The sequence below is a fragment of the Pararhizobium sp. genome (genome assembly GCF_035497515.1).
In the GTDB taxonomy this organism is placed as follows: Bacteria; Pseudomonadota; Alphaproteobacteria; order Rhizobiales; family Rhizobiaceae; genus Pararhizobium.
Window position 1 is genome coordinate 1 of record NZ_DATJDJ010000175.1, and the last position, 21,315, is coordinate 21,315.

20 protein-coding genes and 5 pseudogenes are annotated in these 21,315 nt (G+C 60.2%); 11 read left to right on the top strand and 14 right to left on the bottom strand.

Features of this window, described 5'->3' with window-relative positions; all coding sequences use genetic code 11:
* Positions 1-146: 146 nt before the first annotated feature.
* From VL202_RS18160 to VL202_RS18195, 8 genes are all read right to left on the bottom strand, one after another.
* Positions 147-323 (bottom strand): hypothetical protein, encoded by a 177-nt coding sequence (locus VL202_RS18160; protein WP_325465490.1) that lies wholly within the window; start codon positions 321-323, stop codon positions 147-149.
* A gap of 681 nt (positions 324-1,004) precedes the next feature.
* The gene (locus VL202_RS18165; RefSeq protein ID WP_325465491.1) at positions 1,005-1,346 is read right to left on the bottom strand and encodes a MerR family transcriptional regulator; all 342 of its coding nucleotides are present in this window, start codon (positions 1,344-1,346) and stop codon (positions 1,005-1,007) included.
* Positions 1,343-2,260 carry a DnaJ C-terminal domain-containing protein gene (locus tag VL202_RS18170; RefSeq protein ID WP_325465492.1) on the bottom strand — a complete coding sequence of 306 codons (918 nt, stop codon included), beginning with the start codon at positions 2,258-2,260 and terminating at the stop codon, positions 1,343-1,345. The genes VL202_RS18165 and VL202_RS18170 overlap by 4 nt, the downstream gene beginning before the upstream one ends.
* Positions 2,261-2,686: 426 nt before the next feature.
* Complete coding sequence (locus VL202_RS18175; protein ID WP_325465493.1) at positions 2,687-3,046, bottom strand: TraR/DksA family transcriptional regulator; 360 nt, start codon at positions 3,044-3,046, stop codon at positions 2,687-2,689.
* 309 nt (positions 3,047-3,355) lie between these two features.
* Positions 3,356-3,760 carry a hypothetical protein gene (locus tag VL202_RS18180; RefSeq protein WP_325465561.1) on the bottom strand — a complete coding sequence of 135 codons (405 nt, stop codon included), beginning with the start codon at positions 3,758-3,760 and terminating at the stop codon, positions 3,356-3,358.
* Between the two features lie 6 nt (positions 3,761-3,766).
* Positions 3,767-4,156: a cation-transporting P-type ATPase gene (locus tag VL202_RS18185; RefSeq protein ID WP_325465494.1), complete on the bottom strand. Its 390-nt coding sequence runs from the start codon at positions 4,154-4,156 to the stop codon at positions 3,767-3,769.
* Between the two features lie 71 nt (positions 4,157-4,227).
* On the bottom strand, positions 4,228-5,049 hold the full coding sequence (locus tag VL202_RS18190) for a universal stress protein (protein WP_325465495.1): 822 nt from the start codon (positions 5,047-5,049) through the stop codon (positions 4,228-4,230).
* Positions 5,050-5,116: 67 nt separating this feature from the next.
* Positions 5,117-5,392 carry a hypothetical protein gene (locus VL202_RS18195; protein ID WP_325465496.1) on the bottom strand — a complete coding sequence of 92 codons (276 nt, stop codon included), beginning with the start codon at positions 5,390-5,392 and terminating at the stop codon, positions 5,117-5,119.
* A gap of 447 nt (positions 5,393-5,839) precedes the next feature.
* Here VL202_RS18195 and VL202_RS18200 point away from each other — a divergent pair.
* Positions 5,840-6,952, top strand: a pseudogene (locus VL202_RS18200) (MBL fold metallo-hydrolase); the annotation flags it as partial.
* A 409-nt stretch (positions 6,953-7,361) separates the two neighbouring features.
* The gene (locus VL202_RS18205; protein WP_325465497.1) at positions 7,362-7,817 is read left to right on the top strand and encodes a pyridoxamine 5'-phosphate oxidase family protein; all 456 of its coding nucleotides are present in this window, start codon (positions 7,362-7,364) and stop codon (positions 7,815-7,817) included.
* A 54-nt stretch (positions 7,818-7,871) separates the two neighbouring features.
* Here the strand turns inward: VL202_RS18205 and VL202_RS18210 are convergent.
* A pseudogene (locus VL202_RS18210) lies at positions 7,872-8,188 on the bottom strand (heavy metal translocating P-type ATPase); the annotation flags it as partial.
* A 389-nt stretch (positions 8,189-8,577) separates the two neighbouring features.
* On the opposite strand from VL202_RS18210, the gene VL202_RS18215 reads away from it, so the two are divergent.
* The 3 genes from VL202_RS18215 (at position 8,578) to VL202_RS18225 (ending at position 9,832) form a co-directional block, all read left to right on the top strand.
* Positions 8,578-9,012, top strand: a complete 435-nt coding sequence (locus VL202_RS18215) for an MgtC/SapB family protein (protein WP_325465498.1) — start codon at positions 8,578-8,580, stop codon at positions 9,010-9,012.
* 164 nt (positions 9,013-9,176) lie between these two features.
* Positions 9,177-9,512, top strand: coding sequence for a DUF4010 domain-containing protein (locus VL202_RS18220; protein ID WP_325465562.1), 336 nt, complete (start codon positions 9,177-9,179; stop codon positions 9,510-9,512).
* Complete coding sequence (locus VL202_RS18225) at positions 9,437-9,832, top strand: DUF4010 domain-containing protein (protein WP_325465499.1); 396 nt, start codon at positions 9,437-9,439, stop codon at positions 9,830-9,832. The genes VL202_RS18220 and VL202_RS18225 overlap by 76 nt, the downstream gene beginning before the upstream one ends.
* A gap of 44 nt (positions 9,833-9,876) precedes the next feature.
* Here the strand turns inward: VL202_RS18225 and VL202_RS18230 are convergent, their stop codons facing one another.
* From VL202_RS18230 to VL202_RS18240, 3 genes are all read right to left on the bottom strand, one after another.
* Entirely contained in the window at positions 9,877-10,377 is a 501-nt protein-coding gene (locus VL202_RS18230) for a cytochrome b (protein WP_325465500.1), read from the bottom strand.
* A 70-nt stretch (positions 10,378-10,447) separates the two neighbouring features.
* The gene (locus VL202_RS18235) at positions 10,448-10,873 is read right to left on the bottom strand and encodes a plastocyanin/azurin family copper-binding protein (RefSeq protein WP_325465501.1); all 426 of its coding nucleotides are present in this window, start codon (positions 10,871-10,873) and stop codon (positions 10,448-10,450) included.
* 133 nt (positions 10,874-11,006) lie between these two features.
* Positions 11,007-11,195, bottom strand: a complete 189-nt coding sequence (locus tag VL202_RS18240; protein ID WP_325465502.1) for a universal stress protein — start codon at positions 11,193-11,195, stop codon at positions 11,007-11,009.
* 11 nt (positions 11,196-11,206) lie between these two features.
* Between VL202_RS18240 and VL202_RS18245 the strand changes: the two genes are divergently transcribed.
* Entirely contained in the window at positions 11,207-11,671 is a 465-nt protein-coding gene (locus VL202_RS18245; RefSeq protein ID WP_325465503.1) for a hypothetical protein, read from the top strand.
* A 67-nt stretch (positions 11,672-11,738) separates the two neighbouring features.
* On the opposite strand, the pseudogene VL202_RS18250 reads toward VL202_RS18245, so the two are convergent.
* Both VL202_RS18250 and VL202_RS18255 read right to left on the bottom strand, forming a co-directional pair.
* Positions 11,739-12,239 (bottom strand): annotated as a pseudogene (locus VL202_RS18250) (IS21 family transposase); the annotation flags it as partial.
* Positions 12,182-13,341: pseudogene (locus VL202_RS18255) on the bottom strand (AAA family ATPase); the annotation flags it as partial. The pseudogenes VL202_RS18250 and VL202_RS18255, both read right to left, overlap by 58 nt.
* A gap of 167 nt (positions 13,342-13,508) precedes the next feature.
* Between VL202_RS18255 and VL202_RS18260 the strand changes: the two are divergent.
* The 5 genes and pseudogenes from VL202_RS18260 (at position 13,509) to VL202_RS18280 (ending at position 21,282) form a co-directional block, all read left to right on the top strand.
* Complete coding sequence (locus VL202_RS18260) at positions 13,509-14,444, top strand: bifunctional enoyl-CoA hydratase/phosphate acetyltransferase (RefSeq protein WP_414692891.1); 936 nt, start codon at positions 13,509-13,511, stop codon at positions 14,442-14,444.
* Positions 14,441-15,640, top strand: a complete 1,200-nt coding sequence (locus VL202_RS18265; protein ID WP_325465504.1) for an acetate/propionate family kinase — start codon at positions 14,441-14,443, stop codon at positions 15,638-15,640. The genes VL202_RS18260 and VL202_RS18265 overlap by 4 nt, the downstream gene beginning before the upstream one ends.
* A gap of 74 nt (positions 15,641-15,714) precedes the next feature.
* Positions 15,715-18,120, top strand: a complete 2,406-nt coding sequence (locus VL202_RS18270; RefSeq protein WP_325465505.1) for a phosphoketolase family protein — start codon at positions 15,715-15,717, stop codon at positions 18,118-18,120.
* 148 nt (positions 18,121-18,268) lie between these two features.
* Positions 18,269-18,628 carry a TraR/DksA family transcriptional regulator gene (locus VL202_RS18275; protein WP_325465563.1) on the top strand — a complete coding sequence of 120 codons (360 nt, stop codon included), beginning with the start codon at positions 18,269-18,271 and terminating at the stop codon, positions 18,626-18,628.
* Between the two features lie 78 nt (positions 18,629-18,706).
* Positions 18,707-21,282: pseudogene (locus VL202_RS18280) on the top strand (cation-translocating P-type ATPase).
* Positions 21,283-21,315: the final 33 nt, after the last annotated feature.

Genomic DNA, 21,315 nt, shown 5'->3' on the forward strand with positions numbered 1-21,315 from the left:
CCCGCAACTTGCGGGTCACCTTCCACCCGCCGCGAAGAGCGAAGGGGGCAAGGGCGCAGCACGCAACTGACAAAAGTTGCAGCACATTGCTGCGGCGAAGCTTCCCTTGCGGCCGACAGGTCGCCAGCGGCAGGGACATGCTGGTCTCAATGAGACCCGCGGGGGAAGTATTCATGCACGATCTCCAGATCGTCTTCGTCATCGAGTTCGTCGGACGGAAGGACGCCGAATTCGTCACCGGATTTGAACAGGGTGATGGGAACCATGAGGATGCGGGAAAGCGAAAATGCGTGGCTTTGGGCGAGTGCAAGATCCTGTGCCATGTGAGAAACCTCCGTCCGGAGCGGGCCAATCCCGCTCGATGGCTCCTAAAAGGACCAGGGACGGTCGCGATCACCGCGCAGTCGAAGACAAGCGGCGGCAGCTGGCTAGCCGACCCCGATAGTGGGTTGATCGACGGAGATCCGGACATGGGTCCAGGACGCCATCCATAAAGAGCGGGATTGGTTTGCTTCGGCGGGAATTGAGGTGTCCGGCACAGATCGTTCACGGAAGCCAGCTCAGCATTTGTTGCCGAGCATCTGTCTGGCCAGCCCACCAGTCAGCGACGGCCGGCTTCCTCCTGATCGGACAAGCCTTTGAGAACAGCGAAGTCCATCTCAGCGCGTGGCTCTATCCGGGCTATCTCGCTGGCGACTTTCGACCAGTGCCAGACCTCTTCGAGATCAGCAGTGGACCGGCTATGGAACGCACGGCGCTGTGGTTCGTAATAGGGTCCGGCTGGATCCGAAATTGCGAGAAGCCTGGCATCAGCCTGCCATCGCCGCCGTATTGCCCGGCGATGTGCGAGCCATCGTGTGAGGAAACGGATCATCAATCTCTCGAGACCGGTGGCGACAGAGGCAAATTGCCACAAAATCCGAACGATAGAGAGCGGCACTTAATAAGCTATTTCAATATCTTAATGGAAATCGCATAAGCATATTTATGGAACAAATCCAAACCTATTCCTCTTCATCGGTCTTAGTTTGGCGTTCGACAGCTTTAAGAATTGCAGTCTGGACCAATTTGTCCTGTATGGCCACGGCAGCTGATAGTTTGAACAATCGCTGGCGGGCCTGGTGTAGCTGATCTAGCAAGGAGACTATGATCGGTAGCGTATCTGCCTCGACCCCCAGATCATAGCGCAGGGTGCAGATCAAACGGATACGTGCGCATTCCATCTCTGAAAACACCAAATCTCCGCCATCTTCCTGGGGCGAGATCAATGCCTCCCGGATCCACGCGTCGAGATCGTTTCGCTGAAGATCACCTATTTGCTCGACAATTTCATCAACGCGCATCATTTCAGCATCTCCTTGCGGGGCTCATCCACGTTCTTCGGCTGCCAACTCTCCAGAAATGCTGCCAACTCGGGCTCCTCGCCGGCAGGCAGGACGACTTTCAGGGTGATGAATTGATGCCCGCGATCACCGGATTTGTGGTCGAGAACTCCCTTGTCGCGCAGTCGCAGGGTCTGGCCGGTGTTTGCGCCTTTTGGAATCTTCATCGAGACCGGGCCATTGATTGTCGGCACGGTGATCCGGGCGCCAAGAGTCGCTTCTTTTAGCGTGACGGGTACCTCCACATGGATATTGTTATCCTTGCGATGGAAGAACGGGTGCGGTTCGATATGCAATTCAACGAAGGCGTCACCTGCCGGCCCGCCGCCAAAGCCGGGCATGCCTTGGCCTTTCAGCCGCAACATCTGCCGGTCGGCTGCGCCCTCCGGGATCGACACACTCAGCGTCTTTCCTTCGGGCAGTGTGATGGTGCGAACGGCGCCATCGACTGCGTTCATGAAGCTAACCGGCAGTACATAACTCACATCCTGCCCTCGTGCCCGGAATGTGCCCTGTGCCCGCTGCGCGCCCCCGCCAAAAGCGCGCGCGAGAAAATCCTCCAGATCATCATTGCTGGCAAAGCCATCCTGCGCTGCGTGGGAGCCGCGGTGTGATCCATTGGCGAAATCGCGGTAGTAGCGCTGCTGGGGCTTTTCCGCTCCACTGGCATCTATCTCGCCTGCATCGAACCGCCGACGCTTCTCCTTGTCCTTGAGCAGGTCGTTTGCCGCCGAGACCGCCTTGAACCTCTCCTCAGCGAACTTGTCGTCCGGATGCAGATCAGGGTGGAACTTACGTGCCAGTTTTTTAAACGCGTCCCTGATTTCCTTGTCGGTCGCGGTACGAGCTACCCCGAGTGTCTCATAAGGGTCATTCATGCAGTGATCCCACCTCATCCGGTTCTTGAAATAATTCAGCGTCGTTTCGGGCGCGAAAGACACGCCACTCACTCATGCTTCTACAACCATGATCCGGCGCTAGTGCACGTTCGAGCCGCGCCGTTACAGTCGCGAGTTATCTGCAGCAGATGCTGGACGTGTTGGAGGCTATCTCTATTGTTGCCAGCCGAGGTGGGTAACCACTAACCTGGTTGTCATCACCGTAACCGGCACGCCGCTAAGCCCACCATCCCGTAAGATATTGCGCGCTTCCAGATTTTTTCATCGGTCCCGACTGAATTCCGATTCGAATCTTGATTGATCGAACCGTCAACAGGGAATTCTATCCTTGAGCTACTTTCAGCCTAGCCACCAGAGGTTCTACCCACATACACCGGAATTGCCAATGACGAGGCGATGAATGCTCTAGCGAGGTTGGAGCGAACGTGCGCAGGACTGACAAAACGGCGTGTGTGGGACGACATCAAGCCGTTCATCACTTATCGCACTGCCACACTTGACGCATAAACCGAAGGCGCCCTCTTCCATCCGATCAAGGGCGGCTTCTATGGCAAAAAGCTCCTTTTGCCCGGTCTCTCCCAGTTCCTCCAGTACCTCGTCGTTGTTGCGTTCTACGGCACGATCATCGCCGTCCCGGTTTCGGGGCTGTTGAAAATCAACTTCAATCTTTTCCAGCCGCGTTTGCAGCTGTTGCTGTCGGTGGACGAGGATCTGCCTGTACTTGGCTTCGCGCTGCTGCAGATGCTTGGAGGAAGATCTCGTCATGGTGGCCCCTCGAACTCAGTTGGTTGAAGCTCGAATTTACTTCTCGTCGGGAGCCACTGGCATTGATCATGATCAAAAGGGGGTGGTTCGGTACAGCGTATCTTCCAGCGCGGCGGGAATGGCGAAATAATCCTGACGCGCATTGACCAACGATCGCGATGAGCGGCTTTCGCCTTCGCCACCTGGCAAAACCGCCATTGATGACGATGGCACGGCAGGTAGTTGGCGTTAGTCACGCGCGATGGCCCTCCATACGCAATGATGCCGCCACCCCATGAACCGAGAGACGGTGCGGTGCAGAAGGGCTCACTATCCAAGATACCGCCGGAACTGGCTAACGATGACCAGCATGATCTCCGTCATGAGATAGCCGAAACGCCGGATGCCGCGCGCGAAATCCGTTTCCGGCGCGACATGGGCGATGGTCGAGGCAATGGAGGCGAACTCGGTCTCGCCGCCAGTTTTGACGACAACCATGGTCGCGGTGCCGCTGCGCACCGAGGTGCCGGTGAAGACGGCGTTCATCCGCTGGCCAATCTGGGCGTCCGACGCCGAGACACCGGCAGATTTCACCACCGGAAAGGTCTCGCCGGTCAGCGCAGCTTCACTGACGTTGAAGTCACGGGTCTCCAGAATGACGCCGTCGGCGGGAATGAGGTTTCCCGCCGAAAGCCGGATGATATCGCCCGGCACGATCTCCGCGACGGCAAGCAGCGTTTCCTACCCATCACGCAGCACCATCACCTTGGGCGCGATGCGGGCGGTTAGAGCCTGCATTGCCCGCGAGGCGCCATATTCCTGCGTGAAGGAAAGGACGCAGCTCGCCAGCACGATGATGCCGATGATGACCGCCTCACTGCCCTCGCCAACCACACTCGACACGATGGCAGCGAAGATGAGGATCAGGATAAGAGGGCTGCGGAATTGACGGGCGAAGGCCGCCATCGCCGACGTTTCATTCGCTGCGCTGATCCTATTGGATCCCGAGGTGAGCGAGCGCGTCTTTGCCTCGCCAGAGGAGAGTCCGTCCTTGCCAGCGTTCAGACCGGCGAGAAGCTCCTCGGCGGGCATCGCCCAATAGGTCGATCCGGTATTTATGGGTTGCGGCAAGGACGATTCCGGGTGCATTCGATTATCTCCCGCCCGCCCGGAGGCGCATCACTCGACCCGCGAAATGCTCCTTAACTCGACATGAAACGGTGGAGCCGGATCTCATCGAGCAGCGACCGGGTCATGCCACCGAAAGCCCATTCCCGGAGGCGGCTGTGTCCATAAGCACCCGAAACGACAAGGTCGGCATCATGCCTGTCGATGAGTTCGATCAAGCCGTCGCTTTCCCTATAGCTTTCGATCGTTTCGCTTCGCGCAGCTACGCCGTGGCGCGCTAAAAATGCGACCACGTCGACAATGCTCTCACGGGCCCATTGGTCAATGGTCGAAGCCACGGTCGCGACAACGACGTCATCAGCGGCTTGAAGTAGTGGCACCGCATCAAACACCGCCCGCCTCGCTTCCTTCGTGTCCTTCCAGGCAACGACGATCTTCCTGCCCACTCGGTGCGCTGTGTCGGTCCCGACAACCACAAGCGGGCGGCCTGTTTGCAGCACGACGCTTCCTGGATCGGACCTTCGCGCCGTGTCCTTGGTCGCCGCGCCATCTGAAGCATGCATGACGACGAGGTCTGCGTTTCGCGAGGCCTGCACGAGAGCGTAAGTCGGTCGTTCTTGGGCATCTCGCCATTCGGTCGAGACGGCGCCGGCAACCAGCGCCTCGAATTCCTTGCGCAGTTCCTTGAAACGGCGCTCGTCGTCATCGCGCATCTGTTGCCAGACTTCCCCAGCGAGCGTTGCTCCTTCCGGCCCGGTAATTGGCAAGTACACGTCAGCCGCGCAGAACCCGATCAATTTGGTATTCCAGCGCTGTGCCAGCTCGCTCGCTGCCTTCATCACCGGAGCGATGGGCCCATCGATATCCAGATTCACGAGAATGGATTTATAGCTCATTGGGCTGTTCTCCGTCTTATGTGTGCAAAGACGATAGGAGGTTTGAAGAAAGGCACATTGACGCGGGTCAAACGGCGGGCTCGATCCAAGTTCCGCGTAATCCTCCAACGATCTTCACCGCCTCCTCCAGCTTTCCGATCGCCGCAGGCTTGCCAGAGGCGCGGACAAACTCCACAGCTGCCTCGACCTTGGGTCGCATCGAACCTGCGGGAAAGTCTCCGGGTACAAAATCGCAAGCCTGAACATTTGCGAGCGGCCGGGCCGAGGCCAGGCCCCAGTCGGCATACACCGCGTCAACGTCGGTCAGCAGCAGGAGAAGGTCCGCATCAAGCTGACGCGCCATTCGCTCTGTGCGCAACTTATCTCAAATAAAGGCGCTGTGCCTAACGATGTGCCGACCGGGCTCCGCGAAGCACTGATCCCGAATCGGACCGACGTCTGCGTCGACCGTTTTGCCTGACGGTGAGACCTTCCCGGTGTCCCGCTCAAGGTATTTCGATCACCTGCGACCGCGCATAGGACCATTCCAGTAGCGGATCTCCGGCATGCCCTCGCCGTTCTCGCGCACATCGGCGCGAGGCTCGTCGCGCTTTTGCTTCAGCGTGACGATGATGCCGACCGCCCTCTCTCGAGGACCTGCAAGCGCTCGTTGGCAATTCCCTCTATCCGCTGACGATTGAATGCGACATCGCCAACCGCATCGGCAATAACCCAGCTGACCTGGGGAAGACCAAAACGCCGCGTGGCGCGCCATTTCGCAATAGACTGTCTCGGACGTCTCGCGTGCTCCCGACGCTACCGCGATGCCCATCTCCTCGGATCGGCGTCAGTCGAAATGGAGATCGGCGGGGACAGCCCCCTCCGCATTCTCTTCTCGGGAGACATAGGGCCGGATTACAAGCTGCTGCAGGCCGGCCCGATAGCACCGGTGGGCTGGGACTACGTAGTCTGTGAAAGTACCTATGGCGACCGGGAGCGGATCGACACGACAGACGAGATGCGTCTGCGCATTTTGCGCGACGAGGTCAACACTGCGGCCCGCCATACGGATGGCGCGCTCATCATACCCTCCTTCGCCGTCGAGACGACCCAAGAACTCTTGGCTGACCTCGTCTTTCTCATGGAGCAAAATGCGATCCCGGGGTGCCCAATTATCATTGATTCCCCTCTCGCAACCCGCGCGACGGCGATTTTCGAGTTGCATTCGGACGACTTGGAGAATGGCCAACTGCTCACCCGAGCCATCCATTCGAAATATGTCCGTTTCACCGAAAGCGCCGAGCAGTCCAAGGCTGTCGATTTCATCAAGGGTTTTCATATTGTAATCGCCGCCAGTGGCATGTGCGAAGCTGGCCGTATCCGTCACAGGCTGAAGAACTGGCTTTGGCGCGAAGAAGAGACCGTGCTTCTGGTCGGCTTCCAAGCAGCCGGGACGCTGGGTCGGATTCTGCAGGACGGTGCTTCGACAGTCAAAATTCAAGGCGAGGAGATCGCCGTTAGAGCGCGCATACGCGCAATTGACGTCTATAGCGGCCATGCCGATGGGCCGGAACTAGTGGCGTGGCTGAACGCACGACAACCGCTGCGAAAGGCCCTGTTCCTGGTACATGGTGAGGAGGAAGCTCTGGCTGCCATGAAAATGCAGGCTGCCAAATTGATCGACGACGAGCGTGTCATCATTCCGGGCATCGACCCTGCCTTCGGTCTCGATCCCGATGGCCCCGTCAATATTTCCAAGTCACTTCCCTTGCCGCGGCTCGATCCGCTCCAGCCAGGCCACCGCGACTGGAACAACGATTTTCAGGGCCTGATCCTAGATCTCCAGATGCGGTTGCGTAGCGCCGCAGACGATAAAGCGCGACGCGTGATCATTCGCAGGATTCGGGATTCTCTCGAGCTCTGAAGGGTGCGAAAGCCCTGCCGGCGCTCCTCACCGGGCCCGCTCGTCGAAACGCGACAGATGTGAACACCGCACCCGACTTTCCGGACGCGTGAAAAGATCTATTGATAAGACATCTAACGGACGGACGGACGGACTTTAAATTTCCGCCAGTCGTATATCACCCATTGCTTTACCATCCAGATCAGCGCCAGTTAGCTTTCCTTTGCGCTGCGTCAATGAGTGACTGCCCAGATGGTGGAGAGTAGCGGTGATTTGCGTCCGCGCAATTGTAAATACGTCGCGTAGACGGGCCGCAATACCAAGGCAGCCGTTTGGCGCTTCCACGTCGGAAAGATGTCCCACGGACCTCGGCACCGCGTGATGGCTCCGAAAATCGTTCGCGGCGGGTACAATAAAGGAGGAACTTGGGATGATGATCCGGGAAATGACGCATAACGAATGTGTCACGATGGTTGCCGAGCACCACATGGCTCGACTGGCATGCGCGAAAAACGACGTGCCGTACGTCGTGCCGATACACTACGCGCATTCGGGATCCCGGCTTTATGCGTTCTCGATGCCGGGAAAGAAGCTCGATATTCTGCGTGCCAATCCTCGTGCCTGCGTGCTGATCGAGGTTTTCGAAGACAAACATCGATGGAAGAGCGTGGTGGTGGATGCCGTGTTTCACGAGCTTTCCGACACGGAGGAACTGCACAACGAGCGCCTGAAGGCCTGGTCGCTCCTTTCGGATGACCTCGACTGGTGGGAGCCGGGTGCGCTCAAGCCGCGGCCGCAACCCACCGTCGCGGTTTCGCCTCATGTCTTCTTCGCTCTTGAAATTGAAACGTTGAGCGGGCGTGAAGCCAAGGGCGATACGTCGTAGGCCCCTTCAAGAGCCAACCAAGTGCTGGCGTCCATCCCGAAGACGCATATGCTTTCACCGAAGCGCTCTGAGCGCATTGAGGATCACGGCAACGTCGATCACCTCCTGGAGGATCGCGCCTTCGACGGGCTGCAGATATCCGAACGCAGCCGCGACCATCGCCCCGATCGAAAGCGCCAGTCCAGCCGATACGCTCTGAAGCGCATTCGACGGCTGCGTCGCGCGATTGCGACGGCTTTGGCGAGGGGGCCGAGTTCATCGACGAGAAGTACGACCCCGGCGGCTTCCGACGATGAAGCCGCACCTCGTGCGCCCATGGCAACGCCGATATCGGCGGCGGCAAGCGCCGGAGCGTCGTTGACGCCATCACCTGAACGAGCAGGCTGGCAAGGACCGCCAGCGTTGCGACCGTCCAGACAAGACTTGAGTAATGAGGATCACGCCATAACAGGACGAGCCCGATCAGAAGTCCACCCAATGCGACCACGACCAGGATCATACTGGAATGCCGCTGCCACACGCCTCGCCTCACTTGGGACACTTTGTCGTCTCCGTTGGCAGGAGGCCGGATGAACGCATCTGGAGTCATCAAAAAGCGTTCTGGCACTTTACAGGATGTGGGCCGAAGTTCCTTTGCATAAGCTACAAATGACAATGCGCACCTTGCGCAAGATCAAGTCCGAGAACAGCACGTCGTCTACAGTCGGTTCCCTACCCCCAATCGCCCATCGCAGGCCGATGGGCGATTGGATCAGCCCTGATGAAAGCCGCGATGGATACGCTCATAGCCAGATTTGGGATTGCCCTGTCGATCGGCCTTTTGGTCGGGCTCGAACGCGGATGGCGGGAGCGTCAGGCGCTCGCTGGCAGCAGAACGGCCGGCATCCGCACGTTCGGGATTTCGGGTCTTCTCGGCGGGGTGCTGTCAGCGATCGCCGATGCCCTGCACTATCCCATGGTGTTCCCGATCGCATTCCTCGGCTTCGCCGCTACATTGGCCGTGTTCAAATTGCGTGAGGCGCGGTCGGATTCGGACTATAGCGTTACCACCGTAGTGGCTGGTCTCGGCGTTTTCGCGCTCGGCGGCCTGGCTGTGTCAGGCGATGCGCAGGCCGCCGCTGCGGAAGGGGCGGCCCTTGCGGCCACGCTTGCAACCCGGGAAGTGCTGCACAGCGTCCTGAAGCGCCTGACCTAGGTGGAGCTCCGCTCCGCCCTGATGCTGGCCGTCATGACGGCCGTGATCCTGCCGATCTTGCCAAACGAGGCGTGGATCCGTGGGGCGGCCTCAATCCCTGGAAGGTGTGGTTCTTCACCGTCCTGACCGCAAGCCTCTCGTTCCTCGGCTACATTGTCGTCAGGATGCTCGGGGCAAGAAAGGGCCTCATCGTGAGCGCGATCGCCGGCTCATTGGTGTCGTCGACCGCCGTCACCATTGTTCTGGCGCGAACCGCCCGGCTGGCCGCTGGTTGGCTTCCTCTGGCCGGCGCAGCAGCACTCGGCGCAGCCGTATCCAACTTGCGCGTGATGGCGCTGATCCTTGTGATCGACCCTAGTGCGATCGTCCCCGTCGGGCCGGCGGCTTCCATGGCCGCGATCCCGTTCGCCGGATGTGGGTCGCCATGTTCTGCTGGCCGCAGGACAAGCCCCTCACGCAAGTGCCGGCGAGCAATCCGTTCGAGATCGGCCCACTCCTGATCTTCGCCGCGATTTTCGCGGCCGCGGCCGTGGCGAATGCTGTCATGGTCTCGCAATTCGGCAGCGTCGGCTTTTTGGCAACGGTCGCCTTGACCGGTACGGTCGATGTGGATGTCGCGGTACTGAGCGCACTGCAAACGCCGAGGGACGTGTTGCCGCTTGACGTAATCGGAAGAGCGATCCTGATCGCGCGGCGGCGAACGCCCTGTGCCGCGCGGGAATCGCGGCAGCGGTCGGGCCTCTGTCTTACAACATACCTCTCGCGGCCGTCACAGTCGTTGCTGTCGCGGCGTATGCCGCCTACGCCGCTACTGCGATGATCTGGTAGCGTTCCGCCAATCGCCAGCCGTGCACAGACCAAAGGTCAACCAACCGTCATCCGCCGGAGCACGTTCGTCTTCCAGTAGAACTGATGGACGAGCGCACCGAGGACATGGGCCGCGACCACAACCCAAAGAATAGCCTTAAGGACATCGGCGTGGAGGTCACCGGCTCCCTCATATCCGAGATAGTAGGCCACCATACCCGTAACTGGCATCGCGAGTAGAAGAAGGTAGAGGGTTCCCTCGGCAATCTTCGCTGCGAGCCTCAGGAGCGCCGGCTCCTGCGGCGGGGCTTCTGGAACGCCGTGGACGAGCCGAAGGAGAAGACGAAGCGCGACAAGAACCAGGATCGCGATACCGGCATAAGCATGAATGTTGGCGCTTGCAACCTGGTCAGCGGTCGCTGCACCGGTTTGCTTGATACTGCGGTCCCACGCATTCATACCATCGGGAAACAGCAGATTGAAGAAGACGAGCGCTGCCGTCAGCCAATGCAGCACCCGCTGCGGGAGGGAAAACGAAGAGGGAGTGGTCGTTGCCAAGGGATTCTACCTTCTGTCAAACGCCATGGGCGACGGCCACTGCGTCGTGGCCGTCGTAAGATCGGCCTCGTTACTTTGTGACCGTCAGCATGGCATGCATGCCAGCCTCGTAGTGCCCCTTGATGTTGCAGAGCAATAGATAGGCACCAGGCACAAGCTTCGCCTTCATTTGGCCATCAGCGCCGGGCTTCAGCTCGGAGACCTCGCCGAGGCTCTTCAACTGCTTTTCGTCGACCCGGTGTTTGGCGGCGACCACCTCGATTTTCTGATCAGCGGACTTCAGCTTGATGAGGACCATCTCATGCTCTTCCGTCATGGCATCGTTGTGGACGAGAAACGTCGTTTCTCCTGCCTCTATCGTCGACTGGTCGAGCGTCAGTGTCATTGGTCCGCCCCCTTCGCCGCCTTCCACCACCTTGACGGTGGCCGCGGCAGATGCGGACGATGCGAGGACGATGAGAGCGAATGTGGTGAGGATATTGCGACGGACGTTCATGTTGCTTCCTTGTTGCTGGAACTGCGTGTGGGAATAGGTCGCCATGCTGACAGATGCCTGAACGATAACGAGGAAAGCCAAGAGTTTGGTACGAATGACCTGATGCAGTATAATCGTCGGGACATGCCTCCTCTCATCGCACCATGAAGACCGGTACATCGCACGTCTCGAGAATCGACGCTGTCACGCCCCCGAAAACACGCTCGCGCAGAGGCGAATGACCATAGGCGCCCATGACGATCATGTCGCAGGCGAGTTCGAGCGCATGCTGACGGATCACGTCCTCCGTCGGCTTCTGGCCGCTCGCGATCTGCTCAACCAAGACTTTGCGCCATGACGGGACCGGAAGGCCGCCATGTCGGCACCCGGCTCTCCACCGTTCTCGAAGTAAGAGGAATCGGGATCGACGACAACGAGGCGGACAGTATCGGCCCCTTTAAGCATCGCGATAGCTGCCTTTGCCGCTCTGGCCGCTTGCGGGCGGGAACTCCAGGCAAGAAGGACATTTTTCGGCTTCAGGGCGGTACGGCCTGCCTTCGGTATCAAGAGCAGTGGCGTACCGGAATTGAATGCTGTCGCCGCGATTGCAGCTTTGCGAAGTTCGGCATCAGAACGGATACCTTCTCCAGCGACGACGACATCGGCGGACATCGCACGCATGCCGATGTTGCTTTCGATGATGAAGCGATCATCATAGATATGGTCGACATCGAACGACACACCACCTTTCCTGCAGCGCTCGTCTGCGCTTCGTCGAACGTCCACAACCTCTTCCATTTCCCTTTGGCGCTCAGTTAGCCAGGCGGCTGCGGCCGGGTAGTCGGCCCCAAACGGAGATATCGCGCTTCTCAGCGCCATGACGGACACGGCCTAGGGGCAAAGTCAGTAGATGCGTGCCGCCGATGAGGACGTCGAGACGATCATCGAACAGACGTACCCGGAGCCGGTGGCCGATCAAACGGGAAGGTACGGTGTACAAGACCTTGCGCAAAACGAAGCCGCCGGTGCTCGATACGGCAACGATAATTTCTTCGAAGTCGCTGGTGCGATGATCGGGAAGAGGCTGCAGATGCGTACGCTCGGCGTCGATGCGCTTGCCATGGGCGGCATTACGGCGGCTGATTATCTCATCGATGAAGGCGCGATAAGAAACGAGATCGCCAAAATCCCTGGTTCCGCGCATCAGCAGAGCATCGCGGATCGCGTTCTTGAGATGTCCGTGGGAGCACTCGATCGAGCCGTTCTCATGTGCGACGCCCTTGTTGTTGCGCGTCGGCGTCATGCGGTAATGAGCGCACAGTTCGTCATAGCGACAGGAAGCGTCGTCTCGGCGGACACGCCATGCAGCGCTTTGCGGATCCGGTCGCTTTCGACGACCCTCGCCCCGGGAGGCGCGCCCACCTTGGCGGCCAGGCGATCCGCGACCGTCGTCTTGCCGGAACCGCTGAGCCCGCCGATCGCTACCAGGCGCGAGGGCGTGTCCCCCAAAAGCTCATGGGCGAGATCGAAATAGGACCTCGCCTCCTGCGCCAGCCTGGCGGCATCCTGGCCGGGCTCTTCGGCCTGCGTCGCCGTCACATGGGCGCGGACCGCCGCCCTGATCGCCATCAGGAACGGCAGCAGGCAGAACCCGTCCTCGTCGTCGGTTTCATCCAGGTACCGGTTCATCACCAAGTTCGCGAGGCCCGGGAAACCGCGGTGCCAGAGATACATCAGCAGGAAGGCGAGGTCGTAGAGGACATCGACGGTGGCGATGTCGAGATTGAACTCGATGCAATCGAACAGGCACGGCTTGCCGCCCAGCAGGCAGATATTGCGCAGGTGGAGATCGCGTGGCAGCGGCGGACCTTGCCCGCCACCGCCCGCCGGTCGAGAAGTCCGCTATGGCGACCGAGCCGCAACCGGAAGGCCTCGCTGAGCTTCGCCAACTCCGCTGCGCTGAAAACATGGCTGGTCGCAAACCCGGCATCGTTGATGTCGAGGACGGATTCGATATTGGCCGCGCCGCCTCCCTTGGAAACCACCGGCGCCCGGCGATGATACAAAGCGATCATCCGAGCGGTCCGGGTCATAATTTCCGGCGTCAGCCGACCGGCAACCGCCATGCGGTCGAAAAGCTGGCTCTGCTCGAACCGGCTCATCTCAACGACGGCATCAATCAGCGGGCCATCGTCGTCGAATTCCAGGGTGCCCGCTTCGGCGCGGGTGATGCGCCGCACGCCGATATAGAGGCCAGGTGCGGTCTCGCTGTTCAGCGCGACCTCCTTGCGGCAGGCATCCATCCGGATCGCGGCGGTCGAGAAATCGACATAGGGTAGTTTCAGCGCCTTCTTCAGCTTGTAGACCTGGTCGCCGACCAGGAAGATCATGGAAATGTGGGTCTCCATCATCTCGACCGGACCCGCCATCCCGTAGGAGGCCGGGTCGGAAAGGAAGACGGTCGTCCCGCTCTGATCTTCAGTCATCATTTGCTGCACCTCAAGCGTTGAACCGAACCGGCTCGACAGTTGACGGATCGCCGCGTCGGCACATTGAGCTGTGTCAAGGCAAGCGACTCCATTCCAGGCAACAAGGTCACCGCAGGTGCGCTCTCATGCGCTGAGGCGAAAGGAACAGGTCGATCCCGGTGGATACCATGCTCAGACATCACGGCCGTTACGAGACCATTATCCGCGAGGCGATTTCGCTGCCGCCCATGCGCACGGCGGTGGTCCATCCGTGCTCGACGGAGACCCTGCGTTCCGCAGTGGAGCTCAAGCAACAGGGTCTTCTCGATCCGCTCCTGGTGGGGCCGGAACATAAGATCAGGGCGATCGGGGAGGCCGCCGAACTTTCACTCGCCGGCATAGACATCGAGCCTGTCGAGCACAGCCACGCGGCGGCAGACCGCAGCGTCGAACTTGCTTCCACGGGCAAGGTCGCGGCCCTGATGAAAGGTAGCCTGCACAGCGACGAGCTTTTGTCTGCCGTGATCGCGCCATCGTCGAGGCTGAAGACCGGGCGGCGCATGAGCCATGTCTACGTCATGGACATCCCGGCCTACGACAAGCTGCTGATCGTTACCGATGCGGCGATCAACATCCAGCCGGATCTCGAGCAAAAACGCGATATCTGCCAGAACGCCGTCGATCTCATGCATCTTCTCGGGATCGAGATGCCGCTCGTGGCAGTGCTCGCCGCTGTCGAGACGGTCAACAGCAAGATGCCGTCGACGCTGGACGCGGCCGCGCTGACGGTGATGGCGGCGCGCGGGCAGATCAAAGGTGCGCTCGTCGACGGGCCGCTCGCCTTCGACAATGCGATCAGCATCGAGGCGGCGCAGGCGAAATGCATCGCCTCCCCGGTCGCCGGCCGGGCGGATATCCTGCTGGTTCCCGATCTCGAGGCCGGTAACATGCTCGCCAAGCAGCTCATCTATTTCGCCGGTGCAGACGCCGCCGGATTGGTTCTCGGCGCTCGAGTTCCTATCATACTGACAAGCCGGGCTGATCCCGCCAAGGTTCGGACGGCTTCTGCCGCCCTTGCCCGGCTGACGGCAGCGAAAGGACTTGAAGCAAGGATGCCTCTATGACGGACAACCTTCTCCTGACGTTCAATGCCGGCTCGTCCACGGCGAAGATCGGCATATTCAAGGTGGACGGCGGCAGGCCGGAGCGGATCGGCAAGGCAGTCGTCGACTTCGGCACCCATCCGCTGACCCTGCATCTGAAGGAAGGCCCGGAGCAATTCGAGCTGCCGCTCAAGGGCGAGGCCGGTGACGATCTCGCCGGGCTGATGGACGAAGTGTTCCGGGAACTGGGCACGCATTTCGACCTCGACGCAGTCACCTCCGCCGGACACCGCATCGTTCATGGCGGCGACGTCTTCGACGGTCCGGTGGAACTGACGACCGAGACGCTCGCCGAGGTCCGCTCGTTGACGGACCTGGCGCCGCTCCATCAGCCCCAGGCACTGCGGATGATCAAGGCCGTCCGGCACCTGCGCCCTAAGCTGTTCCAGACCGGCTCCTTCGATACGACCTTCCATGCGACGCAGTCCGATCTCGTGCGGCGTCTCGCCATTCCGCGCGCCTATCATGACGAGGGCATCAAACGGTACGGCTTCCACGGACTGTCCTACCGGTACGTGGCCGGTGCGCTCGTCGCCAAGGCGCCCGGCATTGCGGACGGCAAGGTCATCATCGCCCATCTCGGCAGCGGCGCCAGTCTCTGCGCCATCGAAAACGGTTTCAGCCGCGATTCCAGCATGGGATTTTCGACGCTGGACGGCATTCCCATGGCAACGCGGCCCGGCTGGCTCGACCCCGGCGTGCTGCTGCATTTTCTAGGGCCGCTCGGCAAGTCGATCAAGGACGTGGAGGACATGCTCTACCACAAGTCCGGTCTTCTGGGTGTTTCCGGCCTTAGCGGCGATACGCGCGAACTCATCGAGAACGGCGGCAGCCAAGCCCGCGAGGCGATCGACCTCTTCACGCTCAGGATCGCCGGCGAGGTCGGGAGGCTCGCATCCACGCTTGGCGGGCTCGATGCCCTGGTGTTCACCGCCGGCATTGGAGAGAACCAACCGCAGATCCGCAAAAGTGTCACGGAACAACTTCTGTGGCTGGGCGTAGAGTTGGACGCGACCGCCAATGAAAACAGCGCACTGACGATCAGCACCGCGGCAAGCCGCATCGCCGTCCATGTCATCCCCACGGATGAAGAACAGATGATCGCGGAAGAATGCTTGTCCGTCCTTCATGCGAAGGATCACCCCGCCGCTTCGTGACCAGCGTCGGAGACACCCCCTCCAGTTCACGATAGATGTTTCCGATCAACTCGCCCTCTCGAAGGAGCAAGAAGATGCAGTCAAATAGAACCTCGCCCGTCATGCCGGAGATCAGCTCCGCGGAACTGGCGCTCATCGACCGCTACTGGCGGGCGGCGAACTACCTCTCCGTCGGGCAGATCTATCTTCTCGACAATCCTCTGCTGAGGGAGCCGCTAAAGCCGGAGCATATCAAGCCGCGGCTGCTCGGCCACTGGGGCACGACGCCCGGCCTCAACTTCATCTACGCGCATCTAAACCGGATCATCCGCAACCGCGATCTCAGCATGATCTACATCTGCGGGCCCGGCCATGGTGGGCCGGGCATGGTTGCCAGCACCTATCTCGAAGGCGCCTATAGCGAGATCTATCCGGAGATCGGCGAAAATGCCGACGGCATGCGCAAACTGTTCCGGCAGTTTTCCTTCCCCGGCGGCATTCCAAGCCACGTGGCCCCGGAAACGCCCGGCTCCGTCCATGAGGGCGGCGAACTCGGTTATGCACTGGTGCATGCCTATGGCGCGGCCTTTGACAATCCGGACCTGATCGTCGCCTGCGTCGTCGGCGATGGCGAGGCCGAAACCGGACCACTTGCGGCCAGCTGGCAGTCGAACAAGTTCCTGAACCCCGCCCGCGACGGCGCGGTGCTGCCGATCCTGCATGTCAACGGCTACAAGATCGCCAACCCGACGCTGCTCGGGCGTATGGCGGACGAGGATATCGACCATCTGTTCCGGGGTTACGGCTATGAGCCGTTCTTCGTCGAAGGCCACGAGCCGGCCGACATGCACCGGCAGATGGCCGCCACATTCGACGCCGCCTTCGACCGCATCCGGACGATCCAGGCCGAAGCCCGCGACGGCACCGCTCCTGAAGGCTGCCCGCGCTGGCCGATGATCGTGCTCCGCAGCCCGAAGGGCTGGACCGGACCGAAGGAAGTGGACGGCAGACGAGTCGAAGGTTTCTGGCGCGCCCATCAGGTGCCGGTCTCCGGTTGCCGCGAGGACGACGGCCACCGCAAGATCCTCGAGGACTGGATGCGGAGCTACGATCCGGACGACCTGTTCGACGCCAATGGCCGGCTGAAGGAGGAACTGCGGGCGCTTTCGCCCGGTGGCGAGCGCCGCATGGGTGCCAACCCTCATGCCAATGGCGGCCTTTTGCGCAAGGAACTGATCGTTCCCGACATCCGGGACTATGCGGTACCCGTGAAGACGCGCGGTGCCGACATGGTGCAGACGACGGAGATCCTCGGCAGATATCTGCGCGACGTGCTGAAGCTCAACGACATCAATTCAAACTTCAGGATCTTCGGCCCAGACGAGACCGAGTCAAACCGGCTTGGCAACGTCTTCGAGGTAACCGACCGCGTCTGGATGGAGAAGATCGAGCCCTACGACGTGCATCTGTCGCGCGACGGCCGGGTGATGGAGGTGCTTTCCGAGCATCTTTGCCAGGGCTGGCTGGAAGGCTATCTTCTGACGGGCAGGCACGGCCTCTTCTCGTGCTACGAGGCCTTCATCCACATCATCGATTCGATGTTCAACCAGCATGCCAAGTGGCTGAAAGTGTCGCGCGAACTGCCGTGGCGCAAGCCCGTCTCCTCGCTCAACTACCTGCTCACATCGCATGTCTGGCGGCAGGACCATAACGGCTTTTCCCACCAGGACCCGGGCTTCCTCGATTTCGTTGCCAACAAGAAGACGGATATCGTGCGCATCTATCTGCCGCCGGATGCCAATACGCTTTTGTGGATCGGCGACCACTGCCTGAAGACCTGGGACCGCGTCAACGTCATCGTTGCGGGCAAGCAGCCGGAACCGCAATGGCTAACCGTGGACGAAGCGATCCGGCATTGCGAGGCCGGCGTGGGCATCTGGGACTGGGCAAGCAACGAGGACGGTGCCGTCGAGCCCGACGTGGTAATGGCCTGCGCCGGAGACGTGCCGACGCTGGAGACGCTTGCGGCAGTTTCCCTGCTGCGCGAAGCGATACCGGAACTCAGCATCCGCGTCGTCAACGTCGTCGATCTGCTAGCGCTACAGTCTCAGGACCAGCATCCGCATGGCCTATCCGAAGAGGCATTCGACCGGCTGTTCACCGCCGACCGCCCCGTGATCTTCGCCTATCACGGTTATCCCTATCTCATCCACCGGCTGACCTACAAACGCACCAACCACCAGAACATCCATGTGCGCGGCTTCATCGAGGAAGGCACGACGACCACGCCCTTCGACATGACGGTGCTGAACGAACTCGACCGCTTCCATCTTGCTATCGAGGCGATCGAACGGGTGCCGGGGCTGAAGGAAAAGGCCGCCGGCGTGATCGACATGCTCAAGGACAGGCTAGCCGAACACACCCGCTATGTCCGAGAATATGGAGAAGACATGCCTGAAATTCGTGACTGGAAATGGAGAAACGCAGAAACCTTTGGGTGAGCAGCGAGACGTCACGCATGGCAGCCCGAACTTTCGCTCGGGCTGCTTCGACCCAACGGGTTCCCGCTCCTCCCTTGATCATAATCAATGCCCGCGGCTCCTGAGGAGAAGAAGCTTCGATCCAAACATCAATGATCGAGGGGCCAACATGACGAGATCTTCATCCAAGGATCTGAAGCATCGCGACGAGAAGTACAGGCCGATCCTTGTCCAACGACGGCAGCAACTGCAGACTCGTCTTGAAAGGATCGAGCATGACTTCGAACAGCCTCGCAACCGGGACGACGATGACCGTGCCGTCGAACGCAATAACGAGGAGGTCCTGGAGGAACTTGGAGAGACCGGGCAAAAGGAGCTTGCGGCCATAGAAGCCGCCCTTGGTCGGATGAAGCAAGGCGTCTTCGGAATATGTGTCGAGTGCGGCAATCCCATTAGCGATGAACGGTTCGACGTCGTTCCTCACACGCCGTTCTGCCAGTCCTGCGCACATTCGCTCCAACTTCGCTAGAGCATTCATCCCAATCTAGTTTAGCGATGACGGCGTTTCGTGCTCTCGTCCCTGCTGCAAAGCGTAACGAAGAGACAGATGGCCGACCTTGCCTCCATAGATCCCGTAACCGGTTCTGCGGTCGAGCGCGGCCTGACCACGGAGGAGGCCACGGAGCGCCTGCAGCGATTTGGGCCGAATGTTCTGCCGCAACCACAGCCGCCGTCGATCCTATCCATCTTTCTGCACCAGTTCCGCAGCCCGCTTATCTATATCCTGCTCATCGCGGCTGCGGTGTCCCTGGTCGTCAGCGAACCGGAAGATGCAGTCTTCATTGGCATCGTGCTGCTCGTGAACGGCGTCATTGGCAGTGTTCAGGAGTATTCCGCGCGGCGCGCGGCGACAGCTCTTCGCAAGCTTGAGCAAGCCCGCGCGACCGTGGTCCGAGACGGTCAAACCCGCGAGATTGAATCTCGTCTCCTCGTACCGGACGACGTTGTCTTGCTAGACGCCGGCGGGCGGGTTCCGGCCGACCTGATGCTGATCAAAACCACTGACCTCCTCTGCGACGAATCTTTGCTGACCGGGGAGTCCCTTCCCGTTCGCAAGTCTGCCACGGATCCAGACCATCCTTCCGTCGATCGCAAAGCGAGCATGGCCTTTGCCGGAGCGCTGATCATCCGAGGACGCGCAACCGGCATGGTCACCGCCACCGGGCTTGCAACCGAAATCGGCAGCATTGCCGCGGAGATCGGCAAGGCATCCATCTTCCAACCACCTCTTATGATCCGTCTTTCGCACTTCTCCAACGTCATTGCCTGGACGGTGGGCGTGGCGTCGCTGCAATCTCGATTGCGCTGGCGATTAGCATGCGCCGCATGGCGAAGGATAATGTGATCGTGCGACGGATGCCGGCGGTCGAATCTCTGGGTTCGTGCACCATGATCGCCACCGACAAGACTGGAACGCTGACGCTGAACGAATTGACCGTCACCGATATCCGACTCCCTGATGGCACCTATTTGCGTCTCGACGCACATGCCAATCTCGATGATTGTGAGATCCGAGGCTCCGACATGGCTCCTGAAGAAGCGCGCTCCAAGGCAGAACGCCTGCTGCGCGCAGCGTCCTTGCCGAACGAAGGTTCGTTGGTCAACGACCAGAGTGGCTGGGCAGGTGTCGGAGACACGGTCGACGTCGCCCTTTTGGCTGCAGCCCATAAAGCAGGATTGACCCACGACAGAATCCACCGGGAATACCCTCTCCTCGCCCGCATTCCCTACGAGCCCGATCTCAAATACGCGGCCTCTTTCCACCAGAGGGGAGAACGAGTGGGTATTTTCGTCAAGGGAGCGGCAGAGACGCTGATTGACATGGTCGATCGAATGGATGTCGGTGGTGAGGCGGTGGCGATCAAACGTGATGCCCTTCTGGCCCAGAAAGAAGAGATGGCCGCGCGGGGGCTTAGGGTGCTTGCCTTCGCAGAGGGTCGAATACGCAGCGACGGCGAGAAAAATTTCGGTCATCACCATCTTGTCGACCTTGTGTTTCTGGGCTTCGCCGGCATGCAGGACCCGGTGCGGCCTGAAGTCCCCCGCGCGATCAAGGACGCCCGTACCGCAGGAGTCGAGGTCGCGATGCTGACGGGCGATGATCCGCGGACGGCCGAAGCAATCGCACGACAGGCAGGCCTCGAGTTCGTGTCCGACCAGATAACAACTGGTGATGCCGTGCGGCAGGCGGAAACGGCTGGCGAGAACCAGCTGGATGAACTGACGCGACGGGCACGCATCTATGCCCGTGTTGCCCCCGCCCAAAAGCTTGCCATTGTCCTCTCCATGGCCCGCAACGGCCATTTCGTGGCCGTCACCGGAGACGGGGTGAACGACGCCCCGGCGCTCAAACACGCGCATGTCGGCATAGCTATGGGGCGCAAGGGTACGGAAGTGGCCAAGGAGAGCGCCGACATCGTCGTCACCGACGACAATTTCGCATCGATCGTCAGCGGCATCCGGGAAGGCCGTACAGCCTACTCGAACATCCGCAAGGTTATCCTGATGCTGGCAGCAACGGGGGCAGCCGAAATGCTGTTGTTCCTGCTGGCAATCCCGCTAGACCTTCCGATGCCGTTGCTTCCCGTGCAGCTCCTCTGGCTCAATCTGGTGACGAACGGCATCCAGGACGTCGCGCTGGCCGGCGAAAAACCTGAGGGCGACGAGCTTTCCCGCCCGCCGAGACGGCCGAAGGAGCCGATCTTCGACCGACTGATGATCCGTCGCATCATCCAGTCGATGCTGGTCATCGGTGTCGGCGGCTTCGTCCTGTTCTATTGGCTCCTGGCACAGGGGTATGAGGTTTCACAGGCCCGCAACCTGCTTTTGCTGCTATTCGTCATGTTCGAAAATGTTCAGACGCTCGCCTGTCGTTCGGAGCGGCAGTCGATTTTCAGGATGTCCTTGTTGGGCAACCCCGCTCTCGTCGTCAGTGTGATCGTTGCGCAAGCCGTGCACATAACAGCGATGTATATTCCTTGGCTGCGCGATACCCTGGAACTGGCGCCGATCTCTCTGCTTGAATGGGCCTTCATGCTGCTTGCCTCCTCTTCGCTAATCATTGTCAGCGAGTTGGACAAGTTCTTCGGAACAAGATCCTTCGCGACAACGCCATCAGCCTAAATCCTCGCACTACCGCAATCTCGGGTGTGGTAT

What these genes read in the sequence shown, in the direction of transcription:
- VL202_RS18190 (WP_325465495.1), bottom strand. Translation starts at nt 5,049, where the DNA reads ATGAGCTATAAATCCATTCTCGTGAATCTGGATATCGATGGGCCCATC.
- VL202_RS18265 (WP_325465504.1), top strand. Translation starts at nt 14,441, where the DNA reads ATGACGGACAACCTTCTCCTGACGTTCAATGCCGGCTCGTCCACGGCG.
- VL202_RS18170 (WP_325465492.1), bottom strand. Translation starts at nt 2,260, where the DNA reads ATGAATGACCCTTATGAGACACTCGGGGTAGCTCGTACCGCGACCGAC.
- VL202_RS18225 (WP_325465499.1), top strand. Translation starts at nt 9,437, where the DNA reads ATGTTCTGCTGGCCGCAGGACAAGCCCCTCACGCAAGTGCCGGCGAGC.
- VL202_RS18260 (WP_414692891.1), top strand. Translation starts at nt 13,509, where the DNA reads ATGCTCAGACATCACGGCCGTTACGAGACCATTATCCGCGAGGCGATT.
- VL202_RS18270 (WP_325465505.1), top strand. Translation starts at nt 15,715, where the DNA reads ATGCAGTCAAATAGAACCTCGCCCGTCATGCCGGAGATCAGCTCCGCG.
- VL202_RS18245 (WP_325465503.1), top strand. Translation starts at nt 11,207, where the DNA reads ATGACGGGACCGGAAGGCCGCCATGTCGGCACCCGGCTCTCCACCGTT.
- VL202_RS18160 (WP_325465490.1), bottom strand. Translation starts at nt 323, where the DNA reads ATGGCACAGGATCTTGCACTCGCCCAAAGCCACGCATTTTCGCTTTCC.
- VL202_RS18205 (WP_325465497.1), top strand. Translation starts at nt 7,362, where the DNA reads ATGATGATCCGGGAAATGACGCATAACGAATGTGTCACGATGGTTGCC.
- VL202_RS18175 (WP_325465493.1), bottom strand. Translation starts at nt 3,046, where the DNA reads ATGACGAGATCTTCCTCCAAGCATCTGCAGCAGCGCGAAGCCAAGTAC.
- VL202_RS18195 (WP_325465496.1), bottom strand. Translation starts at nt 5,392, where the DNA reads ATGGCGCGTCAGCTTGATGCGGACCTTCTCCTGCTGCTGACCGACGTT.
- VL202_RS18220 (WP_325465562.1), top strand. Translation starts at nt 9,177, where the DNA reads ATGCTCGGGGCAAGAAAGGGCCTCATCGTGAGCGCGATCGCCGGCTCA.
- VL202_RS18215 (WP_325465498.1), top strand. Translation starts at nt 8,578, where the DNA reads ATGAAAGCCGCGATGGATACGCTCATAGCCAGATTTGGGATTGCCCTG.
- VL202_RS18235 (WP_325465501.1), bottom strand. Translation starts at nt 10,873, where the DNA reads ATGAACGTCCGTCGCAATATCCTCACCACATTCGCTCTCATCGTCCTC.
- VL202_RS18165 (WP_325465491.1), bottom strand. Translation starts at nt 1,346, where the DNA reads ATGATGCGCGTTGATGAAATTGTCGAGCAAATAGGTGATCTTCAGCGA.
- VL202_RS18275 (WP_325465563.1), top strand. Translation starts at nt 18,269, where the DNA reads ATGACGAGATCTTCATCCAAGGATCTGAAGCATCGCGACGAGAAGTAC.